Annotated in this window: 16 protein-coding genes and 1 pseudogene; 4 read left to right on the top strand and 13 right to left on the bottom strand. The window is 43.5% G+C overall.

The genetic code is table 11. The features are described 5' to 3' along the window. Positions 1-3: 3 nt before the first annotated feature. From M1P97_RS13340 to M1P97_RS13325, 4 genes are read right to left on the bottom strand one after another with little or no spacing between them, the layout of a single operon-like run. Positions 4-234: a 4Fe-4S dicluster domain-containing protein gene (locus M1P97_RS13340; RefSeq protein ID WP_195372867.1), complete on the bottom strand. Its 231-nt coding sequence runs from the start codon at positions 232-234 to the stop codon at positions 4-6. Between the two features lie 48 nt (positions 235-282). Next, positions 283-1,824: a DUF6850 family outer membrane beta-barrel protein gene (locus M1P97_RS13335; RefSeq protein ID WP_249389345.1), complete on the bottom strand. Its 1,542-nt coding sequence runs from the start codon at positions 1,822-1,824 to the stop codon at positions 283-285. A 4-nt stretch (positions 1,825-1,828) separates the two neighbouring features. Then, positions 1,829-2,998 carry a DUF4876 domain-containing protein gene (locus M1P97_RS13330; protein WP_249389344.1) on the bottom strand — a complete coding sequence of 390 codons (1,170 nt, stop codon included), beginning with the start codon at positions 2,996-2,998 and terminating at the stop codon, positions 1,829-1,831. Positions 2,999-3,029: 31 nt separating this feature from the next. Beyond that, the gene (locus tag M1P97_RS13325) at positions 3,030-5,654 is read right to left on the bottom strand and encodes a TonB-dependent receptor plug domain-containing protein (RefSeq protein WP_249389343.1); all 2,625 of its coding nucleotides are present in this window, start codon (positions 5,652-5,654) and stop codon (positions 3,030-3,032) included. A 153-nt stretch (positions 5,655-5,807) separates the two neighbouring features. Here M1P97_RS13325 and M1P97_RS13320 point away from each other — a divergent pair, with 153 nt between their 5' ends. Both M1P97_RS13320 and M1P97_RS13315 read left to right on the top strand, forming a co-directional pair. Next, on the top strand, positions 5,808-6,941 hold the full coding sequence (locus M1P97_RS13320) for a helix-turn-helix transcriptional regulator (RefSeq protein ID WP_249389342.1): 1,134 nt from the start codon (positions 5,808-5,810) through the stop codon (positions 6,939-6,941). A gap of 330 nt (positions 6,942-7,271) precedes the next feature. Beyond that, entirely contained in the window at positions 7,272-8,042 is a 771-nt protein-coding gene (locus M1P97_RS13315) for a helix-turn-helix domain-containing protein (protein ID WP_249389341.1), read from the top strand. Positions 8,043-8,104: 62 nt separating this feature from the next. Here the strand turns inward: M1P97_RS13315 and M1P97_RS13310 are convergent, their stop codons facing one another. The 7 genes and pseudogenes from M1P97_RS13310 to menD all read right to left on the bottom strand — a co-directional run bounded on the left by M1P97_RS13310 (position 8,105) and on the right by menD (position 19,165). Further along, a complete protein-coding gene (locus M1P97_RS13310) occupies positions 8,105-10,621 on the bottom strand; it encodes a beta-N-acetylglucosaminidase domain-containing protein (protein ID WP_249389340.1) in 2,517 nt (838 codons plus the stop codon). A gap of 120 nt (positions 10,622-10,741) precedes the next feature. Next, entirely contained in the window at positions 10,742-12,499 is a 1,758-nt protein-coding gene (locus tag M1P97_RS13305) for a DUF3857 domain-containing protein (RefSeq protein WP_249389339.1), read from the bottom strand. Between the two features lie 6 nt (positions 12,500-12,505). Continuing rightward, entirely contained in the window at positions 12,506-14,470 is a 1,965-nt protein-coding gene (locus tag M1P97_RS13300) for a DUF3857 domain-containing protein (protein ID WP_195372875.1), read from the bottom strand. A gap of 23 nt (positions 14,471-14,493) precedes the next feature. Next, positions 14,494-15,474, bottom strand: coding sequence for an AMP-binding protein (locus M1P97_RS13295; protein WP_394803916.1), 981 nt, complete (start codon positions 15,472-15,474; stop codon positions 14,494-14,496). Positions 15,475-15,654: 180 nt separating this feature from the next. Then, positions 15,655-16,665, bottom strand: a pseudogene (locus tag M1P97_RS13290) (o-succinylbenzoate synthase); the annotation flags it as partial. Positions 16,666-16,671: 6 nt separating this feature from the next. Next, entirely contained in the window at positions 16,672-17,496 is an 825-nt protein-coding gene (gene menB, locus M1P97_RS13285) for a 1,4-dihydroxy-2-naphthoyl-CoA synthase (RefSeq protein ID WP_195372877.1), read from the bottom strand. 1 nt (position 17,497) lies between these two features. Beyond that, a complete protein-coding gene (gene menD, locus M1P97_RS13280) occupies positions 17,498-19,165 on the bottom strand; it encodes a 2-succinyl-5-enolpyruvyl-6-hydroxy-3-cyclohexene-1-carboxylic-acid synthase (RefSeq protein WP_249389338.1) in 1,668 nt (555 codons plus the stop codon). A 318-nt stretch (positions 19,166-19,483) separates the two neighbouring features. Between menD and M1P97_RS13275 the strand changes: the two genes are divergently transcribed. Both M1P97_RS13275 and M1P97_RS13270 read left to right on the top strand, forming a co-directional pair. Beyond that, the gene (locus M1P97_RS13275; protein WP_195372879.1) at positions 19,484-22,543 is read left to right on the top strand and encodes a SusC/RagA family TonB-linked outer membrane protein; all 3,060 of its coding nucleotides are present in this window, start codon (positions 19,484-19,486) and stop codon (positions 22,541-22,543) included. A 25-nt stretch (positions 22,544-22,568) separates the two neighbouring features. Further along, positions 22,569-24,056 (top strand): RagB/SusD family nutrient uptake outer membrane protein, encoded by a 1,488-nt coding sequence (locus tag M1P97_RS13270; protein ID WP_249389337.1) that lies wholly within the window; start codon positions 22,569-22,571, stop codon positions 24,054-24,056. Positions 24,057-24,256: 200 nt separating this feature from the next. On the opposite strand, the gene M1P97_RS13265 is transcribed toward M1P97_RS13270, so the two are convergent. Continuing rightward, the gene (locus M1P97_RS13265) at positions 24,257-25,321 is read right to left on the bottom strand and encodes an isochorismate synthase (RefSeq protein ID WP_249389336.1); all 1,065 of its coding nucleotides are present in this window, start codon (positions 25,319-25,321) and stop codon (positions 24,257-24,259) included. Continuing rightward, positions 25,318-26,550: a Cof-type HAD-IIB family hydrolase gene (locus M1P97_RS13260; RefSeq protein ID WP_195372882.1), complete on the bottom strand. Its 1,233-nt coding sequence runs from the start codon at positions 26,548-26,550 to the stop codon at positions 25,318-25,320. Before M1P97_RS13260 ends, M1P97_RS13265 begins: the two co-directional genes overlap by 4 nt. Between the last annotated feature and the right edge of the window lie 11 nt (positions 26,551-26,561).

The following is a 26,561-nucleotide window of genomic DNA, read 5'->3' as shown; positions in this document are numbered from 1 at the left end:
AAATTAAGTCAATACAATAGCACGGGATGCACATATATCTGCACAATCACCACACCAACTACATTCGGTTTGGCTAGTTATCACAATTCTCTTATCTTTAACTTTAAGTATTCCAAGCAAACAAGCGTCCACACACTCACCACAAACCGTACACTTTTTGTAATCAATTGTCCATAAAGTTTTAGGCATTTTACCATCAGTTTGTACAATTGTTTTCCTTTCTTTGTTTTCCATATTATATTGTTGTTTAAAAAATTGTTCACCAAAACTACGTATTCTATGTTAAAACTGCAAACCAATATGGGCCTCTATTTTTCTTGAATGCGTATTAATTGTCCTATCCGGTGCCTTTTCAAAGTCAAAGGCTATCTTAATAAACCATTCAAAAGGAGCAGACCGGGTATAAATAACCGAAGTTTGCAATCCCCAGCGTGACATCGTTTCGTAATCGAATACTTGCTGTAACCGACTGTTACTTTGCCATAACGGAATCTCTGGGGCACTTTCTCCCGGTTGCAGTTGCTTTTCATTCATAATCGATCCTCCACCTTTACCATAACGTCCTCCTAGCGATAAGTCAAGCAATGCGTTTGGTAATAAAAAATTCTTTACAAATGTGGTATGTATCGTAAATCTATGAGTCGGTTGTGTATATTCAACCGGATAAAATTGCAGAGAACTTTCTGCCTGCCGATAGGAGACACCAGAAAGAATAGAAAAACGAGGATGCCAAGCATCACGCAACTGGTAATATCCATAAGTTAATGCATATCGGCTTGAACGATAAGTTGACCGAAGTAATTTTCCATCCGACTGCCAAGTATTGGATTCGGTCTGATGTTGTAACGGATCATAATTGCTAGCATGGCTAAAGGTGGCCAGCCATTCCCATTCATGCCGGAAAGTAGGGGAGACCTTTTGCAGTTTGCCTTTATAGGTAACCTGCCAGTTATCCGTTTCACCTTCTTTCCGGTTTTGTATGCGATTACTCTCTACTGTTTGTCCAATCACACTCCCACTAATTTCCTGGAAGAGTTGAAATAGGCCACGATTAAAGTCTAACTGTAAAGCCCCACCAACCTCTTGTCCGGTATAATACCAGTTTATATTTTCATCCCATGATAAAGTTTTAAAGAATCCCAGTGGATAAGCAGCAAAGACCGGATTTGTGGTATGGCTACTCATATTCCGGTAATCCACCGTCTCTTTTCGGCGGATATAAAGTAAAGAGGCTCCTAGTCGTAAATTCCCGAACAGATAACCTACCCCCGGAGTGATCTGCCATTCCATCCATTGATTCTTATTACGAGGGTCAATATCTTTTGCGGTTAATTGAACCTGATAACCGGTTTGTACTCCCAATAACCAACGAGAATTCACCGGAAGTGAGAAGCCCGCAGCCAATTGGTATTGTTCCGAGTGTTGCTTTCCACTGATGGAGTCACACAAGTTTACAGCTTGCCAATAATCGCCGGTCATTCCATGCCAGTTCTGTTGCCGATTCTGATATTGTGTATAGCTTATCTTACCATAAAGCGATACCTTATTCACTGTCTGAAACGATTCACTATATAGAGAATAGACATCCGAAGATGCCGGGATGCTGGTATTTCCAAAATTACCGTGGCGATGACTATAACCTGCCTCCGCGACAGAAAAAGAGCGGAAACGATTAAATGACAATCCCACCGGATTAGTTCCTACCGACCAACAGTTTTGCCTGTATACTTCTTTGACAGAAGGTATATGAAACGTATCGATTTGAGCAGAAGCGGCTATAGGTAATCCTAATAATAGTCCGAACAGTACTTCCCGGCTTCTCATGTTATTATTTTGTTTTCTGTGTAGCTGAAGTCACTTCCATATCTTCAGTCGAATTATTCGTATCCTGATAAATAGAACGTCCGTCTATCATACCTGTTTTCTTTCGGATAACCGATTGCCCTGAATATAATTCCCCGGAAATATAACATTTTCCATTATCTAGTTCATTAGGTACTCGTTTCGGAGAATTTCCTTCCTTCACACATTCTACACAATCTATAACCCATTCCTTTGGAACCATCAGATAACGTTTGTTCTGATTGGCTGCTGCCGGGCGTGGTTCACGATTATCCGGATTCTCTACATATTCTTCCGGGGAATTTTGCAAACTGAATACCATAAATGTCGGGCCTAAGACCGGAAAAGCATACATCTCCAACAACGGATTGAGATTTGCAAGTAACGTCATCGGTTTAACACCGGCTGTAATATTTTGTCGTTCAAGACTTACATCCCAGAATCCCCAATCGACACCGGATAGATCCACTGAGTTAGCTTGCTGAAACTCCGTACCTGTATGATCTACTGCGTTCGTCGCAATAATCGTTTCTTCTCCCGGTGCTAAAGGATATTCTTTTCCACTACCCGGGAACTGCCAGGTCAGGTCATTTACCGGAATTCGTTTCATATCCGTATATTTCATCCAGGGAGATTCCAAATTATACCCTGGATCAACAACACCGACACACAGGCCGTCCAGATAGATTGTTTGGTTTGAATTGTTGTATAAACTGACATACTGGTCTGCCTGGTAACCTTCATTATTTAATTCTTTACAACCTCCAAAATAAATTTCCTTAATAACAAGGGCACTTGTCTTTACCTGTGACAAAGGTAATTCTATTATACCCGATTCTTCTTGGTCGGAAAGTAAAGACAAAGATTCTATTCTCCCGCTGAAAATCAGTCCGGAAGTGGCCTGATAGTGTACAGAAACTGTATAATAACCTGGTTCCACGTTAAATGCGACCTGCCCAGTCGATGAAGAAGGCAAAGAATATACTGTTCCCTGATCTTTATTAGTCAATGTTACTTCCATTTCTTCATAAGGTAATGTTGAAAAGCCTTCGGGAGGTAGTAACTGAATATGAGCCGTATAAAAGCGTTCTCCATCTTCCGAACAGGAAGCCAGAAATAAAATTAAGATAAAGAATAAATAAGAATTTTTTTTCATTCGATGTCTGTTTTTAGATATTAATCTTTTATTAAAACTGGATTGTCATTTCAGCCCCGTAGTATAAACCGGGATTTTTAATCGTATATTGTTGCGTGCTATTGGTATATTTTTTAGGATTCGATTGTGTAAAATTGTTGGCACAAAAAGCGACAGATATATAACGACCTATCTTTTTCGTGACCCGAAGGTTCAACAGAAAATAGGGACCGAATGAATCTGCCAGAAATACAGTCGGTGTACCAGCTTCCAGTACCAGGTCTGCAAAACGTTTGTCATTTGCCATTTCAGGTGTGAAGGGATGACGTACACCTTCACTATCCATATAATATACAGGATTAAGACGTTTCCGGTGTTTCGTATCTGTCATTGGATCTCCATCCACACGGTTTCCGTTATCGTCGATCAAATAGACGGAATTATTATAATTACTTTCCATACCCCGACGTTGTTTATCCATCCATACGGCCTGTAACGTCAAGGTAGTAACCAACCCTATACGGGGTAACTGTGTGATAAATTGAAAACGGGTACTGAACTGCTGCCATATCCGAAGGTTAGTGGCAAAATGGTCTGCTTCATAAATACCGACATACGGATATGGTTTACCGTTTAACTCAACCTGTGGATGAACAGCAGATAGTGCTGTATTCTTTTCGTGTAGATTCAGATAACTTCCACTGATAAAAAACGACGTGTGCAAAAGATTCCAACGTCCCATATCGAGTGTATATTCGATACCTTGTTTCAATTGATCAATACCATTTTCCGGTGATGTATAAGTAGCAAATGTAGTATGGGTAGTATAGGGGAGAAGTTGACCATTGTTTATCACTCCATTGGAAGTCAGTTCAGGGTGCTCTCCTTTGCCAGTTAACGGGTCATAACGACGATATGAAAAAGGTTCGGCCTGCTCTGTTGTGCAAAATCCATTTCGAAGATGTTCTCTAAACCATACAACATCGGCTGTCATCTGACCAATCCGCAGGTTAAGCCCCAATTCAAACTTTCGATTCACAGGTAAGTGTAGTTCAGGGTTAAACGTACGGTCAGTCACGAAAGTATGTACTACTGCCAACCGCTCGTTATTCTCCATATCGTTATAGGTAAAGCTATTTTGGTCGATATAAGATTTGTCCGGATACAGATAAGCCAGTACGGGCATCTTATGCATCAATCCCCATCCAGCACGTATACTTAAATGTTTTAGTTTAGTATCTTCTTTACTTTCTACCAGAATCTGCCTCAGGTTAATACGTGGATCGACTGTCGGCGCGTACTGTAAGGCTTCCGTTTGTAATTGAGTAATACGTACACCGGCCTGTAATTCGGTTCTCATTCTTCCTGTACGAAAAGTTATTTTATCTTCCGCAAAGGCGGTATAGTTATACACGAAAGGAATGCTGCGAAAAGAGCGGGTACGTATCTGGATCATTTCCAACGGGGGACGAAGGGGAGCAAACTGAATACCTTTTCCACGGTTACCTTCTGTATTCACTTCCACACCTAACATAAAATGATTATATACGTTATTATATAGTTTATTTCGAAGATTAGCGGTAAGTGATGCATTGGCATATATCGGTTTTCCTTCTACCAAAAGATCGCTGAAATAGCTCGGGGCCAAAAAGAAGGCGCCCTGTTCACCGGGCAAACGAGTATAAGTCGTGATCTGCTGAGTACCTGAATAATAAGTACTCGATTCATTTTTCTGATAATCAAAGGTTAATCCGGCATGATACTCCAAATTGGTTATCCATGAACTGTTCAAATTCCACTGTCCGTTTGCTGAAAATGATAATCCTCGACTGAATGCTTTCTGATATTCGCCATCAATCGTATTCCGCCCTTTGCCACCTTTGTCTTGCATCCAGTATCCCCGTAAATTAATACGCAATGAGGCAGATGCAAAATCTTTTGTATGAGCAATTTGAACACCTACCCGCTGAAAAGCTTGTTCCGGTAGGCGGGGGTCTTGTGACGAATAGGCATAATCTGCCCCTAGATGAAGAATATTACCGTGGGTTCCCACCGCAATCCCTTTACTTATGGATGCCAGTTTCTCAGTAGCTGTAAAACGTAGTCCTACGGTATAAGGTTGCAACCCTACTTTTGAGTTTACTAGTACGACACCACTGGTTGCATCACCATAACGGGCAGAAGGCACACCACGTATCACCTCTATCGACTCGATAGAGGCAGGAGAAATCGAACGAACATCGAATCCTGAAAGAACAGAACTATTGAAAAGACTACCTTGGCCTTCAAGTCCCATCTGCTGCATATTCATGTTATTGCTCATTTGCATTCCATCTACTAATATGGCCGTGCCCAAGGCATTTGTTGTATTTTCATATGTAGCACTACGGATAGTAAAGACGGCAGGAGTGTTCAAATCCGGGTTACGGGTAAGTACACCGGGGAGTAATTGGGACAGGTCTGATAAATCCGTAGCCTGTATATGCCGGATGGCATCCTGGCCAATCATCGAACAGGTACCCGGGGCATCAGATTGAGTAGCAGTAACTACCACTTCCCGAAGCCGGATATTATGCAAAGTGTCAATAGACAATATATTCTTCTGTCCATTAGCCGCTAATGAGCAGAAAACAAAGAATATCAACACCCATGTTTTCGTCTGATTGTATTTTTTCATTTCTTTTGTAAAGCTGATACCTTATTAGTAAAAACTTTAGCGGCACAAAATAAGTTATTTTATTCCGTACATTCACTGTCCGATGATAAAAAAGCTCAAGAAACCCTCTATTTATCGGCTTTTGTAAGTACTTTTGCAATCAACAAATTGATTATGCCGTTACTTATATTTAAGATATTAGTCATTTCTACTTCATTACTAGCCTGGAGTGTTTTAACCATCACCGGGATTTGTATGCTCCGGAACAATAGGCATAACAGAAAAAAAATATTTCCAATAGCCATTCTACTAGTTCTATGGGGAATATTCTCTTATAACAGCTGGTATGAAGGACTTTTTCTCTTTAAGAAAATCGCCCTTTTTCCAAGTCTGAATAGTTGGTCATTCACTTTACTTACCCCTTTGTTTTATCTGTATTTTCGTTCCCGGATGACCAATCAACTGCAGGATATAAAACATTTGATATTACATTTGATCCTTCCAGGGATATTAGCTGGTATTTATACTGGATTAATACTTTTCAATCCTATATCCGATAAATTGATTTACAGTTGGTCGGAAGTAGAACTTAACAATCCTGAATGGTGGATTTATTTTCGTATCGGTTGTTATTTGTTTCTGGCCGTACAATTATCTATCTATTTACCACATCTCTTCAATATATATAAAAAGAATGATAGGAGTATGCCACAAACTCGACTTATCCAAAAGGAGTTATTGTATATTTTATATTTCTATCTTGTTTCTATAGTGAGTATGTTTACTCCCTCTTATTTTTGTAATATCCTATATAATCTATCAGTTACTCTGGCAGGAGTATATTTATTGAAACAGTCATTCTTTTACTTGATCATAAAACGTAAAATAGGCTTCTACCTGCAACCTCATTCTTTTATCGTGACTGATACCGAACAAACAAGAAAAGGAAAAGTTCCGATCCTACTTACTCCGGAAGAAGAGGAACAATTGGACAAACTACTAAAATCACCAAGAATTTTACACGATCCTAGCCTGACACTTAAAATACTTGCTTCCGAACTTGGTAAAAATGTAACCTTATTAAGCCGTTACTTTAACCTGCAATTAGGAGTTAGTTTTCCAGAATATGTGACTGGCCGCCGTTTGGATGAAGCAGAGGTATTATTAAAGAACTCAGATATAAACGTGGTCGAGATTTCTGAGTTGGTCGGATTTCAAACTTCTTCAACATTCTACCAGGCATTCAATATACGACACAATCTTCCCCCTTCTCAATGGAGAAAGAAAATAAGAGACAATTCCCTCTAAAGATATTCTGAAATTGTCAGTGTTACTTCTGAAATCATAAAAAACGATTGTCATATTTATTCGATAACACACTATTAATTAGCGAGATAAAATTATTTATACATAAAAGAAATTTCCCGGAATAGCGTAATCATACCTCCGGCTTATATTTGCAGATATGTTAGTTACAAACGTTTATTGTCACAATTAATAATATTACAGATGAAGCCTTTCGTGTTGATTTTATTTATTCTTTTGTTATTCTTTCCTAATTGGATAAAAACGGAACATCTATCAAACAATGTTTATTCGATAGATGAAATAGACCAGATATATTCTATAAATCCGGATTTGGCATTAGAGTATCTGGACAGTTTACGCCATCAATGCGAAATAAATGGTTATGTAGATATCACACGGCAACGACTCGATATAACACAAAGCTGTACCCATTTCAGCAGAAACGAGATACGTCCTGGTATTTATTATGCAACAGAGGCACTCAAATATGCTCGTAAAGCCGGAGATACCAGTATCGAATTACTTTCCCTGCAGATGCTTTGTAATGGATATAATATGCAAAAAAGCGATGAAGAGAGATATTCGGAACAGGCAATTACAAAACTACGGAAAACGATCAGATACTATCAGGTTTATTGTATTATTTCATTGATATTTTTCTTCCTTTTATTCGGCTTTTTAGCTTATCATTTTCGTTGCCAAAAGAAAAATCCACAGATAATGATCCCTGAACATATGCCTTCTCAGGTTACAGAAGAAAACAAGGAAGAATTTGAGTCTATTTATACATCCATCATTCAGTTTGTCGTTACAGAAAAGCATTATCTGGATAAAGGCATAGATATATCCGAGGTAGGAAAACAGTGTCATATCAATAAAGAACTCGTAAATAAAGTGTTGAATGCAAAAACAAACATGACACTTTTGGATCTGGTAAATAACTGTCGCTTGAAGTATGCCTGTACGTTATTATTAGATAATAGTAACAGAACAGTAGATGTAGTAGCTGATGAATCGGGATTTAAAACGACCCGAACATTCCTGCGCCAGTTTAAATCGCGTTACAACATGCTACCGAGTGAGTATCGTCGTAAAATGTAACGACAAAAAAGGAAAAGAGGCTACATCTCTATGAAGCCTCTTTGGTTTGGATGTCTGGCAGTTTATTCCCTTACGATCTGATGGATCAGAACAGGAGTTTTACCTGCCGGAGTAATAGTCAATGTGTGTATATCGTCAAACGAGATTTTGTTTAGTTTCACATAACCGACATATCCGCAGTACAACATATTGGTTTCACCATCATTGTTGACTCCTGTGATAGATACCATGCTTTCGTTATCGCCTGACAGGAAGAATTCTATATATTTATCCACGCCATCGCATTTTACATCTACCTTTTCACCCGGATTCAGGGTTTTATATGTACTTAGGTTCAGGTCGTACATCATCAGGGCTTCATTTATTTCAGGTGCATCTTTCGTTTTAACGGAGAAAGAAGCGACTTTCAGTTCCATTTGTTTGCCGGAGTTATTACGCATCCGGATAAAACGTGCTTTCGGGTCGATCGTTTTAACGACGGCTTTTGTCTGGTCGGCAGGAATATCGGAAAGGGGTGTCCATGTTTTACCGTCAGCCGACCATTCGAAAATACGTCCATCCACGTTACTTTGCGGCATGTTGAACGTAAAAGAATCACCTTCCCGTTGGATTTCCCATCCCAAACCGATGTATTCGTCCGGTTCCACCTTTACCACTTCCAGCATTGGTACATAAGCGATCAGGTTTTCATCTTCTGACCAGGGTTGGTTCTTAAGTTGCCCGACATTGGTAATCGTAGAAGCAGTGCTTACCCTGATCTCGTTGGATGGAGTATCGGCCGTAGAAAGCAGGTTACGACTTGTCTGCCTGTATAATCCTTCGATGAGCGGCATAAGAACTCTTGTTCCGACTTTGATACCCTTCTGATATGGATTCTGATTGAAAGAGCGGTTGATCAGTTTCATACTGTCCATTACGGCAGAAACTTCCAGGAATCGTTGCCAGGTATTCTGACGATCTTTTTCGTACCAGGAATGAGCCATCTGCAAGGCATTCGTGCCGCATCTACCGAGTAATTCGAATTGCATGAGCCAGGGATTGATCTCTTCGATCATAGGCTTGTTATCTCCTTGGTTATAGATAAGTTCCGGAGCTGCCTGTATCTGTGCAAACAGGGCACCCAACTGGTTGGCGTCTCTTTCTCCAAAAGAACCTTTGCGGTAACCGGAAAGAAAACGGTCGGCCTGTTTTTCATAACGCTCCGATTCTTTCCGGCGATAAAGATGGCCGTTAGGTCCCGGATCGCTATTGTTTTCACAGAATGTTTTAAAGGCGATAGCAGCTTTGGGCATCAGGTACTCGCATGCTTTCTCCCAGGCAAACTGCGGATCGTAGCTATGGATGTTCCAGCTATACATAGCCACTCCAAACAGGGCTACTTTGGATGCCTCGGCATGTTCCATCGGATTAGAAACAAAACCTGACATAGCATTAGAGGCTTGCGTGTCGAGGCCATAAGACGGGCCCATCAACAGATGATCGCGGCAATAGTCGTTTACCGGAAAGTTCCACCATACGTAGGCCGGGCGTTGGATACGTTTGTTTACCCATTCAAGGCCTTCAAGCGTGATGTCGTCTACAACACGGTTTCCTGTCCACATAACTTGTACCGCCCGGTCCAGTTGTTGGCCCAGAACATCCAGGTAGTCTGTTCTTGCCCATGAGCGGTTGTATTCTGTCGGACACATGATCAGGGGACGGATATCGCTTTTCTTTTCAATGAATTCCTTTTGAATAAAATTCATCAGGCCGGCTTGCTTGGCGGCATTGGTTCCTTCACCGGAGATATCATCGAAGAATACGGCGAATGCACGTACTCCCAAATCGTACATTTGTTCGAATTTGGTAATGACATTGTTGCTGTCGGTTGCATTCCATTGGATATCCTGTCCCGGATGGATAGCCCAAACGAAGTCTACTTTGTTACGGGCAGCCTCGGCTGTCAGTTCTTTGATTTGGTTGGCCTCCTTAGCAGGATAAGGCTCACGCCAGTTCGCACTGTGGAATGGATCGTCTTTAGGACCATAGATATATGTATTCATCTTGAACTGTCCATAAAAACGCAACTGGCTGATACGGTCTGCATGACTCCAGGGAGTACCATAGAATCCTTCTACGGTTCCACGATGAAGAACATCGGGATAATCGGTAATGGTACAAAGGGGAAGCATCCGTTTGCCTTCGTCATTATAGCTGATCAATTGTTTCAGTGTCTGAGCTGCATAAAACAATGAACGGTCGTCTACGATCTCGATAACGATCTTCTTTTTGGAGATGTCCAGAATGTAAGCACCTGAACGTTCCATTTCTGGTGTTTTTGCTTTTAGTTTCTTTATTTCCAACGGTGATGATTTGCCGGTGCCGGCAAAAGGAAGTGTTTCTTTCAGCAACTTGATGGCATCTGCATCCGGATTGCTGATCCCCTTTAATGTATATCCTTCTATGAGCTTGTGTTGCTGGTTGGATATTACAATATGCTGCGGCTGCGGATACAAGTCCGGATATGGGCTCTGGGCGTAAGTAATCCCCGGCAAACAACATAGTAACAGGGTAATGAGTAGATTAGATAGTTTTTGCATAAATCAAAGGTTTTATGAATTAATTATGAGGGTAAAGTTATTAACATTCAGTCAAAAAACAAGGATGAAACGACATATTTATGTCATCCCACCCTTGTTTAATTTATCAGATTGTCTTTATTAGTTAATAGACAATAACAAAGTCCGGCTGGATGGGTTACCCCATTCAGTAAGTAAATTACGCAGGTTGTTGAATTCAGCAGGTGTATATAACTGCTTATTCAGTTGCAGACTGCGTTCAACTTCGGCTGTATTACCCTTTTGTTTAACGGAAATAACGACTTTACCGGCTGCATTCTCGATAGTCTTAACTGTTTCAGGAGTAGATAGCTTCATCCCTGCCGGCAGTTGGATTGTATAGGTATACTGTTCGTTCACTTTACAAGGCATCATCAGGTTTTCCTTACGGGTACTGTTCATACTGCAATAGTAGCTATGAGCCATCCCGACAGGTGCATCGGGTAACGAAACCATCACATAACCATTGTTCGCTTTCAGGCTCTGAGATGTCTTATAAGATATTGTCGTATTGTTCTGGGCTTTCGACTCGGTGGCCTCTTTGTCTCCTCCGGCAAAAATAGAGAGATAAGAACCGTAATAAGGCAAATAAGCATTACCGATTGTAGCATTGACTTGTGCATCTGCTTTTTCCGGAGAGACGGCAAGGCTAACCTTATAATTGATATGTGTTGATGGGCTGTTGACTGCTACAGGTGTTCCTGCGTTTGTCATGCTTATAACCGGAGTTGCATCGTTCCAACCTGTTGCCGCCATTTTATTGGATATAGGCGACATGATATATTGTTTACCGTCTACATTGGCTAAAACCAACAATCCGCTTATTGCGCTCAATCCACAACTGGCCGGATCGGCTTTTACGCGATAAGCAGCAGCAGCTTCGGCTTTGATGCCGGCAGCATTCAACAGACCATTCAGTAAATTTGCCTTTTCAGCTTCCGTTCCATAAGCGGAATAGATTATATCGTTGGATGAACGGATTTTGTATCCGGCATCCTGCAATGAAAGTTTGCTATAACCCAGGTTCTCGTTTACATGCTTCAGTATCGCTTGCAACTTTTCCGTATCATTTTTCTTTCCTTCTGTAATATTTTCGGCGATGGCTGTTAGTTGAACATCGTTTGCCGGAGTAAATTGTGTATACAGGGCTTTCAAAGCATCCCCGTTGGATGCATAAGTAGAAGCTGTGAGGAAAGGAACATCACCATTTGCTGTTGATACGAACGGATCACGGGAAGATGCCGGAAGATTATTAAGTCTCCAGGTAATAGTTTTCATGCCGTTAACAGTAGAAACAGCAGGCTTTGTATTGTAATTCTGCAAAGTGTAGAATAACGGCTTGCTTTCGGGAATCGACAGGCTGACCGTATATTCTTTTACGGGAGAAGTCTGCAACAACTCGTCATAGATATCCAATTCCGGCAGATAACCCGGTTTAGAAGTTAATGTATAATCCAGATAAATGGTGGCACCCAGTTCCAGACCGGTATGGACAACGACCATTTCTTTCAGATTATTGTAGGCTGGTGCGTCCGCAGCAGTACGAGGAAGAACCTCTACAAATGCATTATCGGGAGTTTTTACGATATTCCCGTCTTTCTGTTTTGTATAAGAAGAATTGATCTTCAATACCTGATAGTCTGGGTTATAGACGATAAAACTTTCCCCGTAAGTACCATTCATGGCAGTATGGGTGAAGAGTGTGAGCTCCATATTGTAACGGAACTCCTGGCTTCCGTCTGCATTCAGTATATATGTTTTCGACAGCTTCTTGTATTCGGCTTCCGATGCGGCGAATACAGATGCCGTAAGAGCCAATAGACAAAGAAGCAGCGTAAATTTATTTATTATATTAGTCATTGTCTTTTACTTTTTAATAATTAGATAATCACCGAAACCTTTATGTGCATTGACTGCTGAACGGAAACCATCCCAGTCGGCAGCTTCATATACACGTTTTTTCAGAGCCAGTTTCTGGCTGATTGTTATCTTATCACCATCCTGACGCAGTGAACCTTCAAAATCGGCTGCATCACTTTGTTTACTGTCTTGTTTAGCTTCATTCAGCAGGGTATAACCTTTCGGGAGCTGAATGGTTTCGTCCAGTTCTACCAGGCGTGAGCAGGCATCTTTGAAACCATACTGGCGCTCTGCCAGATCGGTATTGATACGGAGGTAGCTCTTTACCTGGTTGTAGAGATTGTTCATAACCATCGGCTTGAATACCAACTCTTCTTTTCCTGGTATAGCATATTCCGGTATTTCATAACGAAATGTGATCTTGATAGGAGCAGCTTGATAATCTTTCGGGTCTTTACCATAATCGACACTGATCAGGCGTGCTTTGGGAGATACATTCAATAACTGGCTTTCGAGCATGTTTTTCCATTGTGACTGCCAGCCACGGGTGAACATTCCACGAATATTGCTGTCTGATTGTCCTTCAGCCGTGATCGTGAATTGTCCGGTCAGTGTTCCTTTAGCATCCAGTTTATTATTTGCTTTGATGCGTAAGTAATGGTTTTCGGGAGCGGAAACCGGAGTCAGGCAAAGGTCTGATCCTTCGGGAACTCCCGGTAGATAGTTTTGTTGTTGCTCGGCACTGCTCCATAATTCTCGGCAGAAAGGGACCCAGGTCGGGTCGAGCGGCATATAAGTTCCGCTGGAAAGTTTAACGACAGCTACACAATGGTTGAAATGGTCGGCGGGGATACTTTCTACCCGGCTTCCTGCCATTGTCATAGCCGGATAGGCTTCGAAGCCTGCCATACGGAGGAAGGAGATCAGTGTACCGGCTATATCTTTACATACGCCGCAACGATCGGTATAGTTCATTTTTGTATTATGAAGGGTATAGCCTTCACCTTTCCCCATAGAGATACCGGAATACCGGATATTGTCGGCTACCCAGTGGGTGAGAACAGCAATCTTTTCCATTTCTGTTTTCTTTCCTTTGATCAGTTCGTCCACTTTCTTCTGGGCTTCCGGCAGTGGAGCAAAGCTTCCGTAGTCTTCGTTAACTTTATTGAACCATAAGGATTTATCCTGCCATTTCGGTGTGGACGACATCATTAGTTTAGGGGCAGCATCGAACAGGTCGACCATATTCGGTTCACGTTTGGCCGGCATTACGTCGTTTGTTGAGAAGGTGTAGGCTTTCCGGCCGTCTTCGTAGCGCATGGAGGAAGCACAGTCGCCCTGATAGAACTGGAACTGCATTTCTTTTTCCATCGGGATAGATACTTTGTATACTTTACGAACAGTCGGTTCTGTTACCCAGAAAGGTACGATGTCGTAGAACTGTCCGCGCATAGGAGGGATGAAGCGTGATTCGTCGTCGCCACCATCTGCCAGCAATGCATAAGTAAAACCTTTCTTATCGATTTCGTATTCAATAATATCACCGGGGTTTAGTTGGCCTACTTCCAGCATGATCTGGCGGGCTCCCCAATAGATGGCACGGGCAGGAGCTGCATAGTCACAGGCCTGGGTAACATCCAGATTAACCACATCACCATTGGCACGATACACCGTGGCTCTTTTGAACCGGGCAAAAGCAGTCAACGGATCGTAATCGTATTTGATGATGCGGTTACTGACAGCTCCCCGGGGTGTTTGAATCTTGATTGTTTTGCAGACCGAAAATGAACCGGAACCGGTTGGTTGCACGGTTACAGAAGTACTGTCCAGCAGGTTTACGCAATCGTATCCGGCGTAAACCTCCGGCTTTTGAAGCGTCGGGTCCGGTGCGAACCGACAACTTTCTCCACTCTGTCCGTAGGCAGACGAGAGGGCTAGAAATGATAATACGGTAAGTGTAAAATACCTCATAAGTATAATGTTTTAAATGATAATCAGATCAGCTTTGCCGCCAACTGGCGACAGGCTTTCCGGTCTGTTTTACCACTTCCGGTAAGTGGGATGGCATCTACCTGCCTGATATATTTAGGCTGTTGGTATTTGGGCAGAAGGGAGGCAATCCTGTCTGGAAGGCTGTCCGTGTCTGTTGTTTTCTCCACCAATAGCACAATTGCTTCTCCTAATCCCGGATGTGGAATAGCCGTTATCGCAAAGGTAACGGAAATTATTGAACGAAGAGTTTCTTCTATCGATTCTATTTGTACTTTTATTCCTCCGGTGTTGATGGTGTTGTCTTTTCTTCCCAGGATGGTAAAAGTTCCGTCCGGATGTATCTCTGCCAGATCGTTTGTTACCAAGGTGTCATCACAAACCTGTGGCGCTTGGATAACCAGTGTTTTTTCGGGCGATAAACATAGTTTTACAGATGAAAAAGGTGTATATGCTGATGAAGCATCCGGACCGTTTAGTTTGCGGAGGGCGATATGCGACAAGGTTTCTGTCATTCCATAGGTAGAATAGATATCATTCGGTAGTTGGCGTATTTCGTCTTCCAGCTCTTTGTTGATAGCTCCGCCACCGACGATTACTATTTCTGTCTGGCAAAGGCGTTCTCTTTCTTCCGGAACCTGGAGCGTGTTGAATACCTGCAACGGGATCATTGCAGCGAAACGAAGCGACACCTCTACATCTGCCAACGGATGTCCGGATGGTGTACGTAAAATAAGAGTTAATCCGGCAACCAGTGCCCGTACAACTACCATCTTTCCGGCAATATATTGCAAAGGCATACAAAGCAGAGCATTATCTCCCTTGCGTAGATTGAGGAAAGAGCAGGTCAGTATGGCACTTTGTATCATTTGTTCTTTACGGACAGTGAACTCTTTCGGTGTTCCGGTCGAACCGGATGTGTGTACTGTTATGTAAGGGGATTCGTTAAACCAATCGGCCAGGAAGTTATAAAGATCCCGTTGTATTTGGGGCGTGTTGTCCGGAAGGTTAGAAAGTAATTGCTGTACATTATCTGCATCGCAAATAATTCCGTTTTCTAGATGTAGCTCCTGTTTATTACGGTCTGTAAGAGAGGTGCTGTAATTTCGCTCCAGAACTTGCTTTAACACATCCTCCTTCCCCTCTGGAGAGGGGAAGGGGTTACTCCATAAACAATCTTTATGAATGGACAAAGGCATCTCTACGTTATCTGTAAACAAGGCTCCTGTACCGAGTCCTTGTGGTAGCGGATTATTGAATGTTGCACACCATTGAGCAATAGCATTCAATCCTATATTGGACTCTAAAGCTGAAGTGATCCACCAACCGATCTTTTGTCTTTCAGCCTCATCTATCCATTCTTGCCCACCACTGATTCCCCCATGTAGAGAGGGCTTCAGGATAATATATTGCGGTTTGATTACAGATAAAAGTTCTTTCTTTCCTTGTAGGGTATTGCAGCCTATCAATTCTTCGTCCAATGCAATGGGTAATGGTGTTTCGGCCGTAAGTTTGGCCATTTCTTCCCATTGTCCCGCACGTATAGGTTGCTCGATAGAATGTAAAATCAGTTCAGCAAGCTTATGTAGTTTGTTTAATGCATCTGTAGGAGAGAAAGCTCCGTTAGCATCCACACGCAGTTCGATTTCTTCAGCAGAGAAGTGTGCACGGATATGCTTTAATAAAGCCAATTCTTCCTCAAAGTTGATAGCTCCGATCTTCAGCTTGATACAACGAAAACCGGATTGCATTTTCGTTTCGATCTGTTCCAGCATCTTTTTATAATCACCCATCCAGATCAGGCCGTTAATGGGAATACCAGCTTCACCTCGTGAAAAGGGTGTATTCCATAAAGCGAAGCTTCCGGTATGAAAATGCCGGAAGGCTGTTTCCAGTCCGAACAATATAGAAGGGTATGGACGGAGAATTTCGGTGTCCGGACCATTGTTTATCTCCGTCTGCCGACAAATCTCCGTAAGTAAATGTTCATAATCCGGTAGATCGTCGCAACTTAATTTAGGTAATGGGGCACATTCCCCAATACCATATCGTCCGGGAACTTCATCTGATGTTAGAAGAAGATACCAGCTTTTGCGCGTGACGTAAGTTCCCCGGGAAGTTCCTGCCGGTTGTTTGAAGTGTAAAACTTTCGGTATAATTTGTATGTGATAGGACATCGTTGATTACGGAAATTTAGGATAATCTTCAAACCGTGGGCGGCGCTTTTCAAGGAATGCTTTGCCACCTTCCTGAGCTTCGTCTGTCATGTAATAAAGCATGGTTGCATCACCGGCCAATTCCTGTATACCGGCTTGTCCGTCCAGTTCTGCATTCAGACCGGCTTTGATCATACGGAGGGCGAGCGGGCTATGCATCATCATGGTTTCAGACCATTCTACGTATTCGTCTTCCAGTTTGTCCAAGGGGACAACTTTGTTCACCAATCCCATTTCAAGCGCTTCTTGTGCATTGTATTTCCTGCAAAGGAACCAGATTTCGCGTGCTTTCTTCTGTCCCACGATACGGGCCAGGTAAGAGGAACCGAAACCGGCATCAAAACTACCTACGCGAGGACCTGTCTGTCCGAAGATCGCATTCTCGGAAGCAATCGTCAAGTCGCAAACGACATGCAACACATGGCCACCACCGATGGCAAAACCATTGACTGCCGCGATAACCGGTTTTGGCATCGAACGAATCTGTTTTTGTACATCGAGTACATTCAGCCGGGCAACCCCGTCTTTACCGATATAACCGCCATGACCTTTTACATTCATATCGCCTCCGGCACAGAAAGCTGTGTCGCCTGCACCAGTCAGTACGATTACACAAATATCCGGACGTTCACGACAAATATAGAGAGCATCGCTCATTTCGGTTGTCGTAGTAGGAGTGAAGGCGTTGCGATAACGTTCGCGGTTAATCGTGATGCGGGCAATCCCTTTATAGAAATCAAACAGAATATCTTCATATTCCTTTATTGTAGTCCATTCTCTTGTAGTTGACATATTATTTTTGCTTTAATTGATGATAATATTCTTTCAATAGACGAACGTCTTCATCTTTGTCGGTGAAAACCTCCATCAATATCGGTTGATTGACAGGATTGGGATCTGTGAAAATTTTCATAGCCTCTTCCAGTTCTTCCGTATTATGTACGCTCTGATAAAGGAAGCCACGTTCAGTTGACCAGCCTTGTGCAGATGTTTTATGTGTAGCAGTCACATAGCGGTGCGCCTTTTCCGACATAGATAAACCGGGTAAGGCTTGGAAAATCTCGCCTCCACCATTGTTCAGTAACAGGATACGCAGGTTGCAGCCGAAGTTACTGTTCCAAAGTGCATTCATATCATAGAAAAAACTAAGATCGCCTATCACGACAAAGTTCAGTTTATCCGATGCTACGGCATAGCCGATTGCAGTAGATAGAGAGCCTTCGATACCACTGGTTCCCCGGTTACAACAAACTTCGACCTCTTCCGGTAAAGTAAACAATTGTGCATAACGAACTGTCGAACTGTTTGCCAGATGTAAGGCTGACGGAGTGGGTAAGGATTTGATCAGTGTACCGATAGCTGCCATTTCGGAATAAGCAAACTCCGGTTCCGGAAGCCCTTTGGTATTGTTTTCCCATACTCGCGGAAACTCGGTTGTTTTATTTTCTAACAGATAAGCGATCTTCTCGAGAAACTCGAACGGGTCCATCTCGATTACAGTAGTCATTGAGCCATACAGGTCGGCTATCTCGCCATCGGCCGAAACATGCCAATGCTCTTTAGGCGGATTTTCCCGGAGGAATTTCTTTAGGCGTTTGGAAACGATATGTCCTCCATAGGTAATTACCAGCTCGGGTACCATCTTATCTAGTGTATCTTTTGGTAGCGCATAGATTGCAGCATCGAAATTTTTGACAGGAATACCGGGTATTGTCTTATTGCTTGTATGTTCGGTCAGCCAGGTGAAATGCTTATAGAGCAATTTCGAGATCTTCTTCTCAAACAAATAGATCAGACTCATCTGACCGACAACAATCATGCGTTTATTGTATTTGTTCAACCGTTCGATCAACGTATTATATTCTCTATCGTACACATTTAATCCCTGATAGCGAGTGATAACGCGCACTTCCGGCAACTCTGTCGTTGTGAAGCGGAACAGAGGTTCGGAAATCGGAATATTGATATGTACCGGTCCTTTCCCGTGATGATTTAGTTCCAGTAATGCTTCATTTACTAAACGATTACAATACCATTCGTCTTCATCTGTATGTATCTCCGGTAGGTTAACCGATTTCTTTACCAGTGAACCGAAGACAGCTGGCTGCGGTAATGTCTGCCCATCCATTTGTCCGATCCAGGCAGCAGGTCTGTCTGCAGAAATGACCACCAGAGGAACTTGCTGGTAAAAAGCTTCCGCCACGGCTGGGTGTATATTCAACAGGGCCGTACCTGAAGTACAGCAGACTGCTGCCGGCTTTCCTCCATGCAAGGCCAGTCCGAGTGCAAAGAATCCGGCACTCCGTTCGTCGGTAACGGAATAACAGGAAAAAGACGGATGGTTTGCCAATGTATGAACAATTGGAGAATTACGGCTTCCCGGGCACAATACGACTTTATTTATATTATGCTCCTTAAGCAAAGCCACTAATTGTTGAATGTTTTTCTTATCGGTGTACATATTCTGTTCTTCCTTAGGTTGAATTGCAAAAGTAGATATAATTTTTCAATTGATGGTTGAGTATTTATATAGAGGAAAGATTAGCCCTGCAAAATAAATTCCCGAAGAGTCCCTACCTGACTGCCACATCATGTAGAATAGTTCCACATATCTGTGTGGAAATTCTACATACCGCTTTATTTTTCCTGATTTTCCTTGAATGATTAATACATTTATTCATTGCTATTTAGATTTGATTTATTTCTACAATGTTTTTAAGGTACAATTATTGGCATGTATAGAGCAAATAGGTATTTAGTATTTAATAATAATTGATGAATGAAAAAATTTAGATTAGTATTGTTTGTATTGGGGTGTCTGTGTTGTATTCATATACAGGCACAGCAATTGGAAATAAAAGGTATAGTAACATCTTCGGATGACCAACTACCACTTATTGGAGCTACCGTTTCTGTAAAAGGTGCAACGGAACGGGGAGTTGTGACGGATGTAGACGGTAGTTACATTCTGAATGTAGAACCAACCGACAAGATTCTGGTTATATCCTACGTAGGAATGAAAACGACCGAAGTGAGAGTTCCTAAAAATGGAATTTTAAATGTGGCGCTAAGTTCCGAGTCACTAAACCTTGATGAAGTAGTGGTGACAGGATATGGGAATTTTTCAAAATCATCCTTTACCGGATCGGCCAATACCTTGCGGGCTGATATGTTAAAAAACGTACCTGTACTTTCCGTAGAACAAAAGTTGCAGGGAATGACTACGGGAGTGAATATTACTTCTGGCTCCGGTCAGCCGGGCGCCAATCAGAGCATTCGTATCCGTGGTATGGGGTCATTCAATGCATCCAATGAACCACTTTTTGTCATCGATGGTGTGCCGGTCACTTCCGGTAATATGGGAGCCGGCACGGGTGCGGATGCCGCCTATATGAATAATGCCAAAACGAATATAATGAGCACGCTTAATCCGGCCGATATTGAAAATATTACGGTGATAAAGGATGCTGCCGCTGCATCTCTTTATGGTTCGCGTGCAGCTAACGGTGTGATATTGATCACAACAAAGAAAGGGGGGGTAGGACGTACAAAAGTTGCATTGAGGGTCAGTGGAGGCTTTTCTGGTGCAGCCGTAGACTTTCGGCCTACCTTGAATGGAGATCAGCGTCGTGAAATGATTTATGAAGGTCTGTATAACTCTGCCATAGACAAGGGACTGGAGTCTCCCAGTGCGTATGCCGAAGCTAATATCGACATGTATGCAGGAATACCCGAACAGGGATACACCGATTGGCGGAATGAACTGCTCCGTACCGCTCATAATCAAAACTACGAGGTATCTGCCTCCGGAGGCAACGAACGTACTACTTTCTATTCCTCCCTGGGTTTCAACCGTCAGGAAGGGTTGGTGGAAAACTCTAGTCTAGACCGATATTCTGCCCGTCTGAATGTGACACAGAAAGTAGGTAGCCGAGGCGAAATAGGAGGTAACATGATGTTTACCCAGATGAATCAGGAAATGAACGAAGAGCGTGGTTCCAATATAAATCCCTTCCTTTGTGTAGCCGTTTCCGCCACGCCTTCTATGCCGGTGCGTGATGCTTCGGGTAACTATGTAGGTTCTTATGCCGGTACCAATGTGAATCCACTCCGTGATATCCGTACTGACTACAACCGTAGTCGCATGACACGTATGTTCTCTACCGGATATGCGTCTGTCGATATTGTCAAAGGATTAAAATTGAAAGAGACATTGAGCTATGATTATACTGTGCAAAAAGACTCCCGTTATCTGAACCCTCTAAGTGGTGCAGGACCGAAGAGCGGAAGTGATGCCCAGACTTCCAAAGGATTTACTGAATATGGTAAGTTACTGTCATCTACTTCGATCAATTTTACCCGAACCTTTGCAGCCAGGCACCACTTGGATGTGTTGGCCGCTTATGAACTGGAAAGCTATCAGAGTGATAAGGCAATGGGAGAAAAAGCCAAACTACCTTCGGATGTATTGCTCGAACCGGATAATGCAGCCTTGCTGAAAAGTTTCGCATCCTCTACTCAGGCATACAGAATGATCTCCTACCTCTCACGTTTAAATTATGATTATGACGATCGTTATTACATTGCAGGTAGTTATCGCCGCGACGGTAGTTCCCGTCTTGCCCCGGAAAGCCGGTGGGGCGACTTTTGGTCTGTCTCCGGTATGTGGCACCTGAGCAATGAGTCTTTTATGAAAGCCGTAAAACCGGTATTGAACGATGTGAAAATTCGTGCTTCCTATGGCGTAAATGGTAACCAGCCTGGCGCATTTTATGGATATATGGGACTATACAGTTACGGGCAGAACTATATGGGTGCTGCCGGTTCATACGAGTCTGCACAAGCCAATCCCGGGTTGAAATGGGAAAAGAACTACAATCTGAATCTCGGTCTTGACCTGTCTTTCATCAACCGTATTTTTGTAACGCTCGAATACTATAACCGTGATACGAAAGACCTGCTTTACAACCGTCCGATCAGTGCCACTACCGGCTTTTTGAACTATCTGGCCAATATCGGCCAGCTCAACAACAAAGGTGTGGAGTTCGAACTACGCACTATCAACTTCGCCACGCCGGACTTTAACTGGACATCCGTGTTGAACTTGACCCACAATCGTAATAAGATCGTAACACTGGACGGGGACATGAAGCAATCAATCGAAGGCTCCTGGTTTATCCATAAGGTAGGACTTCCTTACAATAGTTTCTACGTGAAAGAGTTTGCCGGAGTAGATTCGCAGACCGGTAAAGCTCTCTATTATCTCAATACACAAGACGAACAGGGCAATTATAATAGAGAAAAGACCGACGATGCATCCAAAGCAGAAGCCATTCCGTATAAGTCTGCCGATCCAAAGATAGCAGGAGGTTTTACCAATATACTCTCTTATAAGTGGTTCGACCTGGGACTGACGTTTACCTACTCACTGGGTGGTTATTCTTTCGATAAGACAGGTACCCTGATAGAAACTGACGGCAGCAAGGAAAAATCATACAATCTGCCTGCATATGCCCTTGACCGTTGGCAAAGCCCCGGAGATATAACCGACGTACCCCGTTTTGTACTGGAGCAGGGAGCCGGCCCTCAAAACTCATCCCGTTATATCCACAGTACCGACCATATCCGTCTTAAGAATCTGACATTGGGTTTTACACTGCCGGGACAGTGGACGCAAAAGGCATTGATAGAGAATGCACGCATATACTTTTCCGGGACCAACTTGCTCACATGGGCCAAATGGAAACAATATGACCCGGAAGTCCCGGTCAACGGTGAAGTGTTCTGTGAAGCGCCCGCCATGCGTACCTTCAACTTCGGGGTAGAGATAACTTTTTGATTTACTTATTATAAATTATTCAAATATGAAACATACATTTATATATTTATTCACCGCCACATCGCTTTTTTTCTCTTCCTGCTCAGGTGACTGGCTGAACCTGGATCCGTCTACCGCCGTGACTACTCCGCAGGCTATCCGCACACTTGAAGAGGCTCAGATCGCTTTGAACGGCATCTATCGTATTGCCGCTTCACATAGCTACTATGGTGATAATTATCTCTATTATGCCGATTGCCGTGGTGAAGATGTACAGGCACGTATCAGCAAAGGACCCGGCAAACGTGTGTCTCCTTATTATGAGTTTAATGTTACGGCAGACGATGCCCTGAACATTACCCGCGTGTGGAACCAGCCTTATAATGTGATCCACCAAGCAAACAGTCTGCTGGAAAGAATCGAGTCGGGTACGATAGCAACGGATAACACCGCGGCTCTCAACTGCATCAAAGCTGAAGCGCTTGCTTTGCGCGGACTTGCCCTCTTCGACCTCACTCGCCTGTTCGGTATGCCTTATACCCTGGATAACGGTGCCTCTTTGGGGGTGTCTATCGAGATTGAAACAACATTACCCACTCATCAGCCAGCCCGCAACACGGTGGCTGAATGCTATGGGCAGGCGATAGATGATATGACGGAAGCGCTGAACCTCTCCGTCCTCTCTGCCGACAAGAAAGACGGCTTTCTCAATGTATGGAGTGTGAAGGCATTGCTGTCACGTATTTATCTCTATATGAATAATAATGAAAAGGCACTTACACTGGCTAAAGAAGTAATAAATAACGGAGGACTATATAAACTGTTCACACACGAGGAATATCCAACTGTATGGGGAAAGGATTTTAATTCGGAGTCACTTTTTGAGTTTTATTACACCCTTTCCGAGCCGGATGGCGGAACAGGGGGCGAGGGGGCTCCGATGGTGTATGCCGATAATGTGAAAGACTGGAACAATCTTGTACTTACCAAGGCTTTCCTCGATTTGTTGGGAGAAGATCCGGACGATGTGCGTCATGTGTTGAACCGTTTGCCGCAGAAACCGGATGAGGACATATTACCCGAAGGTTCTACCAGTCATCCTAAATATCTGAACAAGTATCCGGGGAAAACAGGTGAAAATCCCCAGGATAATGACATCTGTGTGGTTCGTCTCTCCGAAGTTTATCTGAATGCTGCAGAAGCGGCCTTTAAGTTGGGCGGGGCAGAGAACCTGTCATTTTCCCTGGATTGTCTTAACGCCATCGTGAGCCGTGCCAACCCGGCGAAGTCGGTGCAGGCATCGGAACTGAACTTGGAGCGTATTCTGAAAGAACGCCGTAAGGAATTAGTTGGAGAGGGACATGCTTTCTTTGATGCTATGAGGAATGGTTTGACAATAACTCGTACTGGTGGGTGGCACTTACCTTCCGTTGCCGGAGCGGCAGTCATTACTCCGTCTGACCTGAGGGTAGCATTACCCATTCCCCAAACAGAGATTGATGCTAATCCGAATATGGTACAGAATCCGCGTTGAGTTGAATATAAATATAAGATCTAAAAAGTGTGATCCTGGCTTACTTCCCAACAATGTGTGAAACATTGTTGGGAACGCCTGGTGAGCGAAAGAGTTCTACTCGAACTCAGGCAAAATTTTCGAAGTTGTCTGCACTTATTTTTTCTGCGAGTTACCAGCTATATCTGTAATTCCAATGTGTCAAAGTTGGGAGTTATTGCCTAAAGCAGTGCTCGCATTGTCTGCAACTTATCTTCCGTTTCCTGCCATTCGTCGGCAGGTTCAGAAGAGGATAGTAAACCTCCTCCGGCATACAGTGTCAGTAGCTGCTCACTGATATTCATACAACGCAAATTGACATACAGGTCGGTTCTGCCCTTGGGGTTCAGCCGGCCGATAAAGCCCGAATAGTAACGGCGATCGTATCCTTCGTTCTCGAGGATAAACTGGTAGGCTTCCTCTTTCGGCAGCCCGCATACGGCTGGTGTGGGATGGAGTAGAGCAAGCAAGTCACCCAACTTGTCGTTGTGTTCCAGCCTGAACCTGAAATCGCTTTTCAGATGACACAGTGCGCCGGCACGTGCCGGATAGGGGCCTTCCATCGTCAAGTTGATGCCCTGTGAACTGAGCCGGTCGTGGATGTAAGTAGATACAAGTTGCTGTTCTTTTCTATTCTTATCATCCCAGTGAGTTGGCAGTTTCCCATTTTGCAGCGGCTGTGTGCCGGCCAAGGCAACGGTATGCCATTCTCCTTTTTCTCCCGATAAGATGATTTCGGGAGTACTACCCAGCCAGGTTCCCGTTTGCGGCGTATGGCAGAGATATACATAGGAACGGATGTACCGTCTGCAGGCTTTGTAAAAAGCCTTTGCAGGAGAAAAGCTGGCTTCCCGGTCAAGTGTCAGACTGCGCGAAAGGACTAGTTTATCCAGTGTATTCTCCTGCAAAGGTTTTATGAAAGCATCAAAGCAGTGAATATAATTGTCTTTTGTCTTTCGCTCGGATGCGTTTTCAGTTTCATTCGAATGAAATTCCGGATCCATCGGGAAGAATCCCTTTTTACTGTTCTCGGGCAATTCGGAATAATCAGGTCTGATCAGTACGATCGGACATTCACGGCCTGGCCTGAACGGAGCAATAACGAATCCCTGCTGTTCGTTCAGTTCTTCTATATTAGAAAACAGACGGGGCGAACCGGAGGCCTGCATCACAAACCGGGGAATTTCTTCCCCGGGTATGCGGTATATGGCAAAACTGCGGCCCTGCCTGATCAGTGAGTCAATCATTTCTTTTTTAATATACTATTTACTACACGAATGGAAGATACCAGTTTGTCGGTAGAGGTAAACACATCCACGTTCCATACATGTGAAGAACGGCCTTTGTGGATAATAGTTCCTACAGCGCGAACGGTATCTCCTTCATGGGCCGATGACATGTGGTTACCACTTACCTGCATGCCGACAACGATCTCGTCCGGTTTTGCCAGGATCATGGAACCCAGTCCGGCAACGGTTTCAGCCAGGGCCAGCGTGGCACCGCCATGCAAGATGCCGAAAGGCTGGCGTGTGCGTTCGTCGACCGGCATTGTCGCTTCCACACGATCTTCGGAGGCATAGGTATATTGAATACCCAGGTTACCCATCAATGCATGTTTGGCACGCATGTTCAGCTGGTCCAAAGGAACTTCTGTCGGTTTGATGGCTGCCAGGATCGCAGTTTCCACAGCTACAGCTACGCCATCCATGTCGTTAGGCAAGGTGGTAAAATCCGTACAACTCTTCACTGAATCGCGGGCGTTACCCATCGCAACACTGGTGCCTGCAAGCTGCAACATCGGAACGTCGGCAATACCGTCACCGATAGCAACAACCTGTTCGGTCGTTATTTTCAGCTTTTCCATCAATACGCCCAGGGTATTTCCTTTGTTGATGAACTGGGGAACCACTTCCAGGTAATAATCTTCCGACCGGAATACGTCCAGTACGCCATTCAGCCGTTTCTTCCAATGATTTTCCAGACCAACCAGTTCCTCTTCATCGTCACTGGCGAGGACACATTTGCAGGGGCTGAAGTCGACAGCCTCCGGGAAATTATCAACACCGATCACACGCATATTGTTCAGGGCTGCTTCTTCCTTCACATGCTTGTTGTCGGGTTTGTCGGTCAGGATATAATCTTTATGGTAAGTGAAAATGGCAAAGTCGTTTTTCTTTGCTTTCTTGTCCAGATAGGATAGCATTTCCGGATTGATACGTTTTTCAAAAAGCAATTCACCCGTTTGTACATTGATGATCTGTCCACCGTTATATGAGAGAATAAAACCACCGTAGTGATCCAGTTCCAGAGCCTTAGCCAGCGGCATGACCCCGTTGGTCGGTCTGCCGGATGCCAATACAATATGTATTCCCATCTGCTGTACTTTCAGTAAAGCTGCCTGGGTACGGGCAGTTATCTCTTTATTACTGTTGAGCAATGTCCCGTCTATGTCTAAAACTAATAATTTGTACTTCATGGCTTGCTGTT

This window comes from Parabacteroides leei, from assembly GCF_023369805.1.
GTDB classification, from domain to species: domain Bacteria; phylum Bacteroidota; class Bacteroidia; order Bacteroidales; family Tannerellaceae; genus Parabacteroides; species Parabacteroides leei.
This window is presented reverse-complemented; position numbering and strand designations above follow the sequence as displayed.

Excerpts from the sequence above, each read along its gene's own strand:
- menD (WP_249389338.1), bottom strand. The coding sequence starts at position 19,165 with ATGTACACCGATAAGAAAAACATTCAACAATTAGTGGCTTTGCTTAAG.
- M1P97_RS13300 (WP_195372875.1), bottom strand. The coding sequence starts at position 14,470 with ATGAGGTATTTTACACTTACCGTATTATCATTTCTAGCCCTCTCGTCT.
- M1P97_RS13340 (WP_195372867.1), bottom strand. The coding sequence starts at position 234 with ATGGAAAACAAAGAAAGGAAAACAATTGTACAAACTGATGGTAAAATG.
- M1P97_RS13325 (WP_249389343.1), bottom strand. The coding sequence starts at position 5,654 with ATGAAAAAATACAATCAGACGAAAACATGGGTGTTGATATTCTTTGTT.
- menB (WP_195372877.1), bottom strand. The coding sequence starts at position 17,496 with ATGTCAACTACAAGAGAATGGACTACAATAAAGGAATATGAAGATATT.
- M1P97_RS13260 (WP_195372882.1), bottom strand. The coding sequence starts at position 26,550 with ATGAAGTACAAATTATTAGTTTTAGACATAGACGGGACATTGCTCAAC.
- M1P97_RS13265 (WP_249389336.1), bottom strand. The coding sequence starts at position 25,321 with ATGATTGACTCACTGATCAGGCAGGGCCGCAGTTTTGCCATATACCGC.
- M1P97_RS13275 (WP_195372879.1), top strand. The coding sequence starts at position 19,484 with ATGAAAAAATTTAGATTAGTATTGTTTGTATTGGGGTGTCTGTGTTGT.
- M1P97_RS13305 (WP_249389339.1), bottom strand. The coding sequence starts at position 12,499 with ATGACTAATATAATAAATAAATTTACGCTGCTTCTTTGTCTATTGGCT.
- M1P97_RS13310 (WP_249389340.1), bottom strand. The coding sequence starts at position 10,621 with ATGCAAAAACTATCTAATCTACTCATTACCCTGTTACTATGTTGTTTG.
- M1P97_RS13320 (WP_249389342.1), top strand. The coding sequence starts at position 5,808 with ATGCCGTTACTTATATTTAAGATATTAGTCATTTCTACTTCATTACTA.
- M1P97_RS13270 (WP_249389337.1), top strand. The coding sequence starts at position 22,569 with ATGAAACATACATTTATATATTTATTCACCGCCACATCGCTTTTTTTC.
- M1P97_RS13330 (WP_249389344.1), bottom strand. The coding sequence starts at position 2,998 with ATGAAAAAAAATTCTTATTTATTCTTTATCTTAATTTTATTTCTGGCT.
- M1P97_RS13335 (WP_249389345.1), bottom strand. The coding sequence starts at position 1,824 with ATGAGAAGCCGGGAAGTACTGTTCGGACTATTATTAGGATTACCTATA.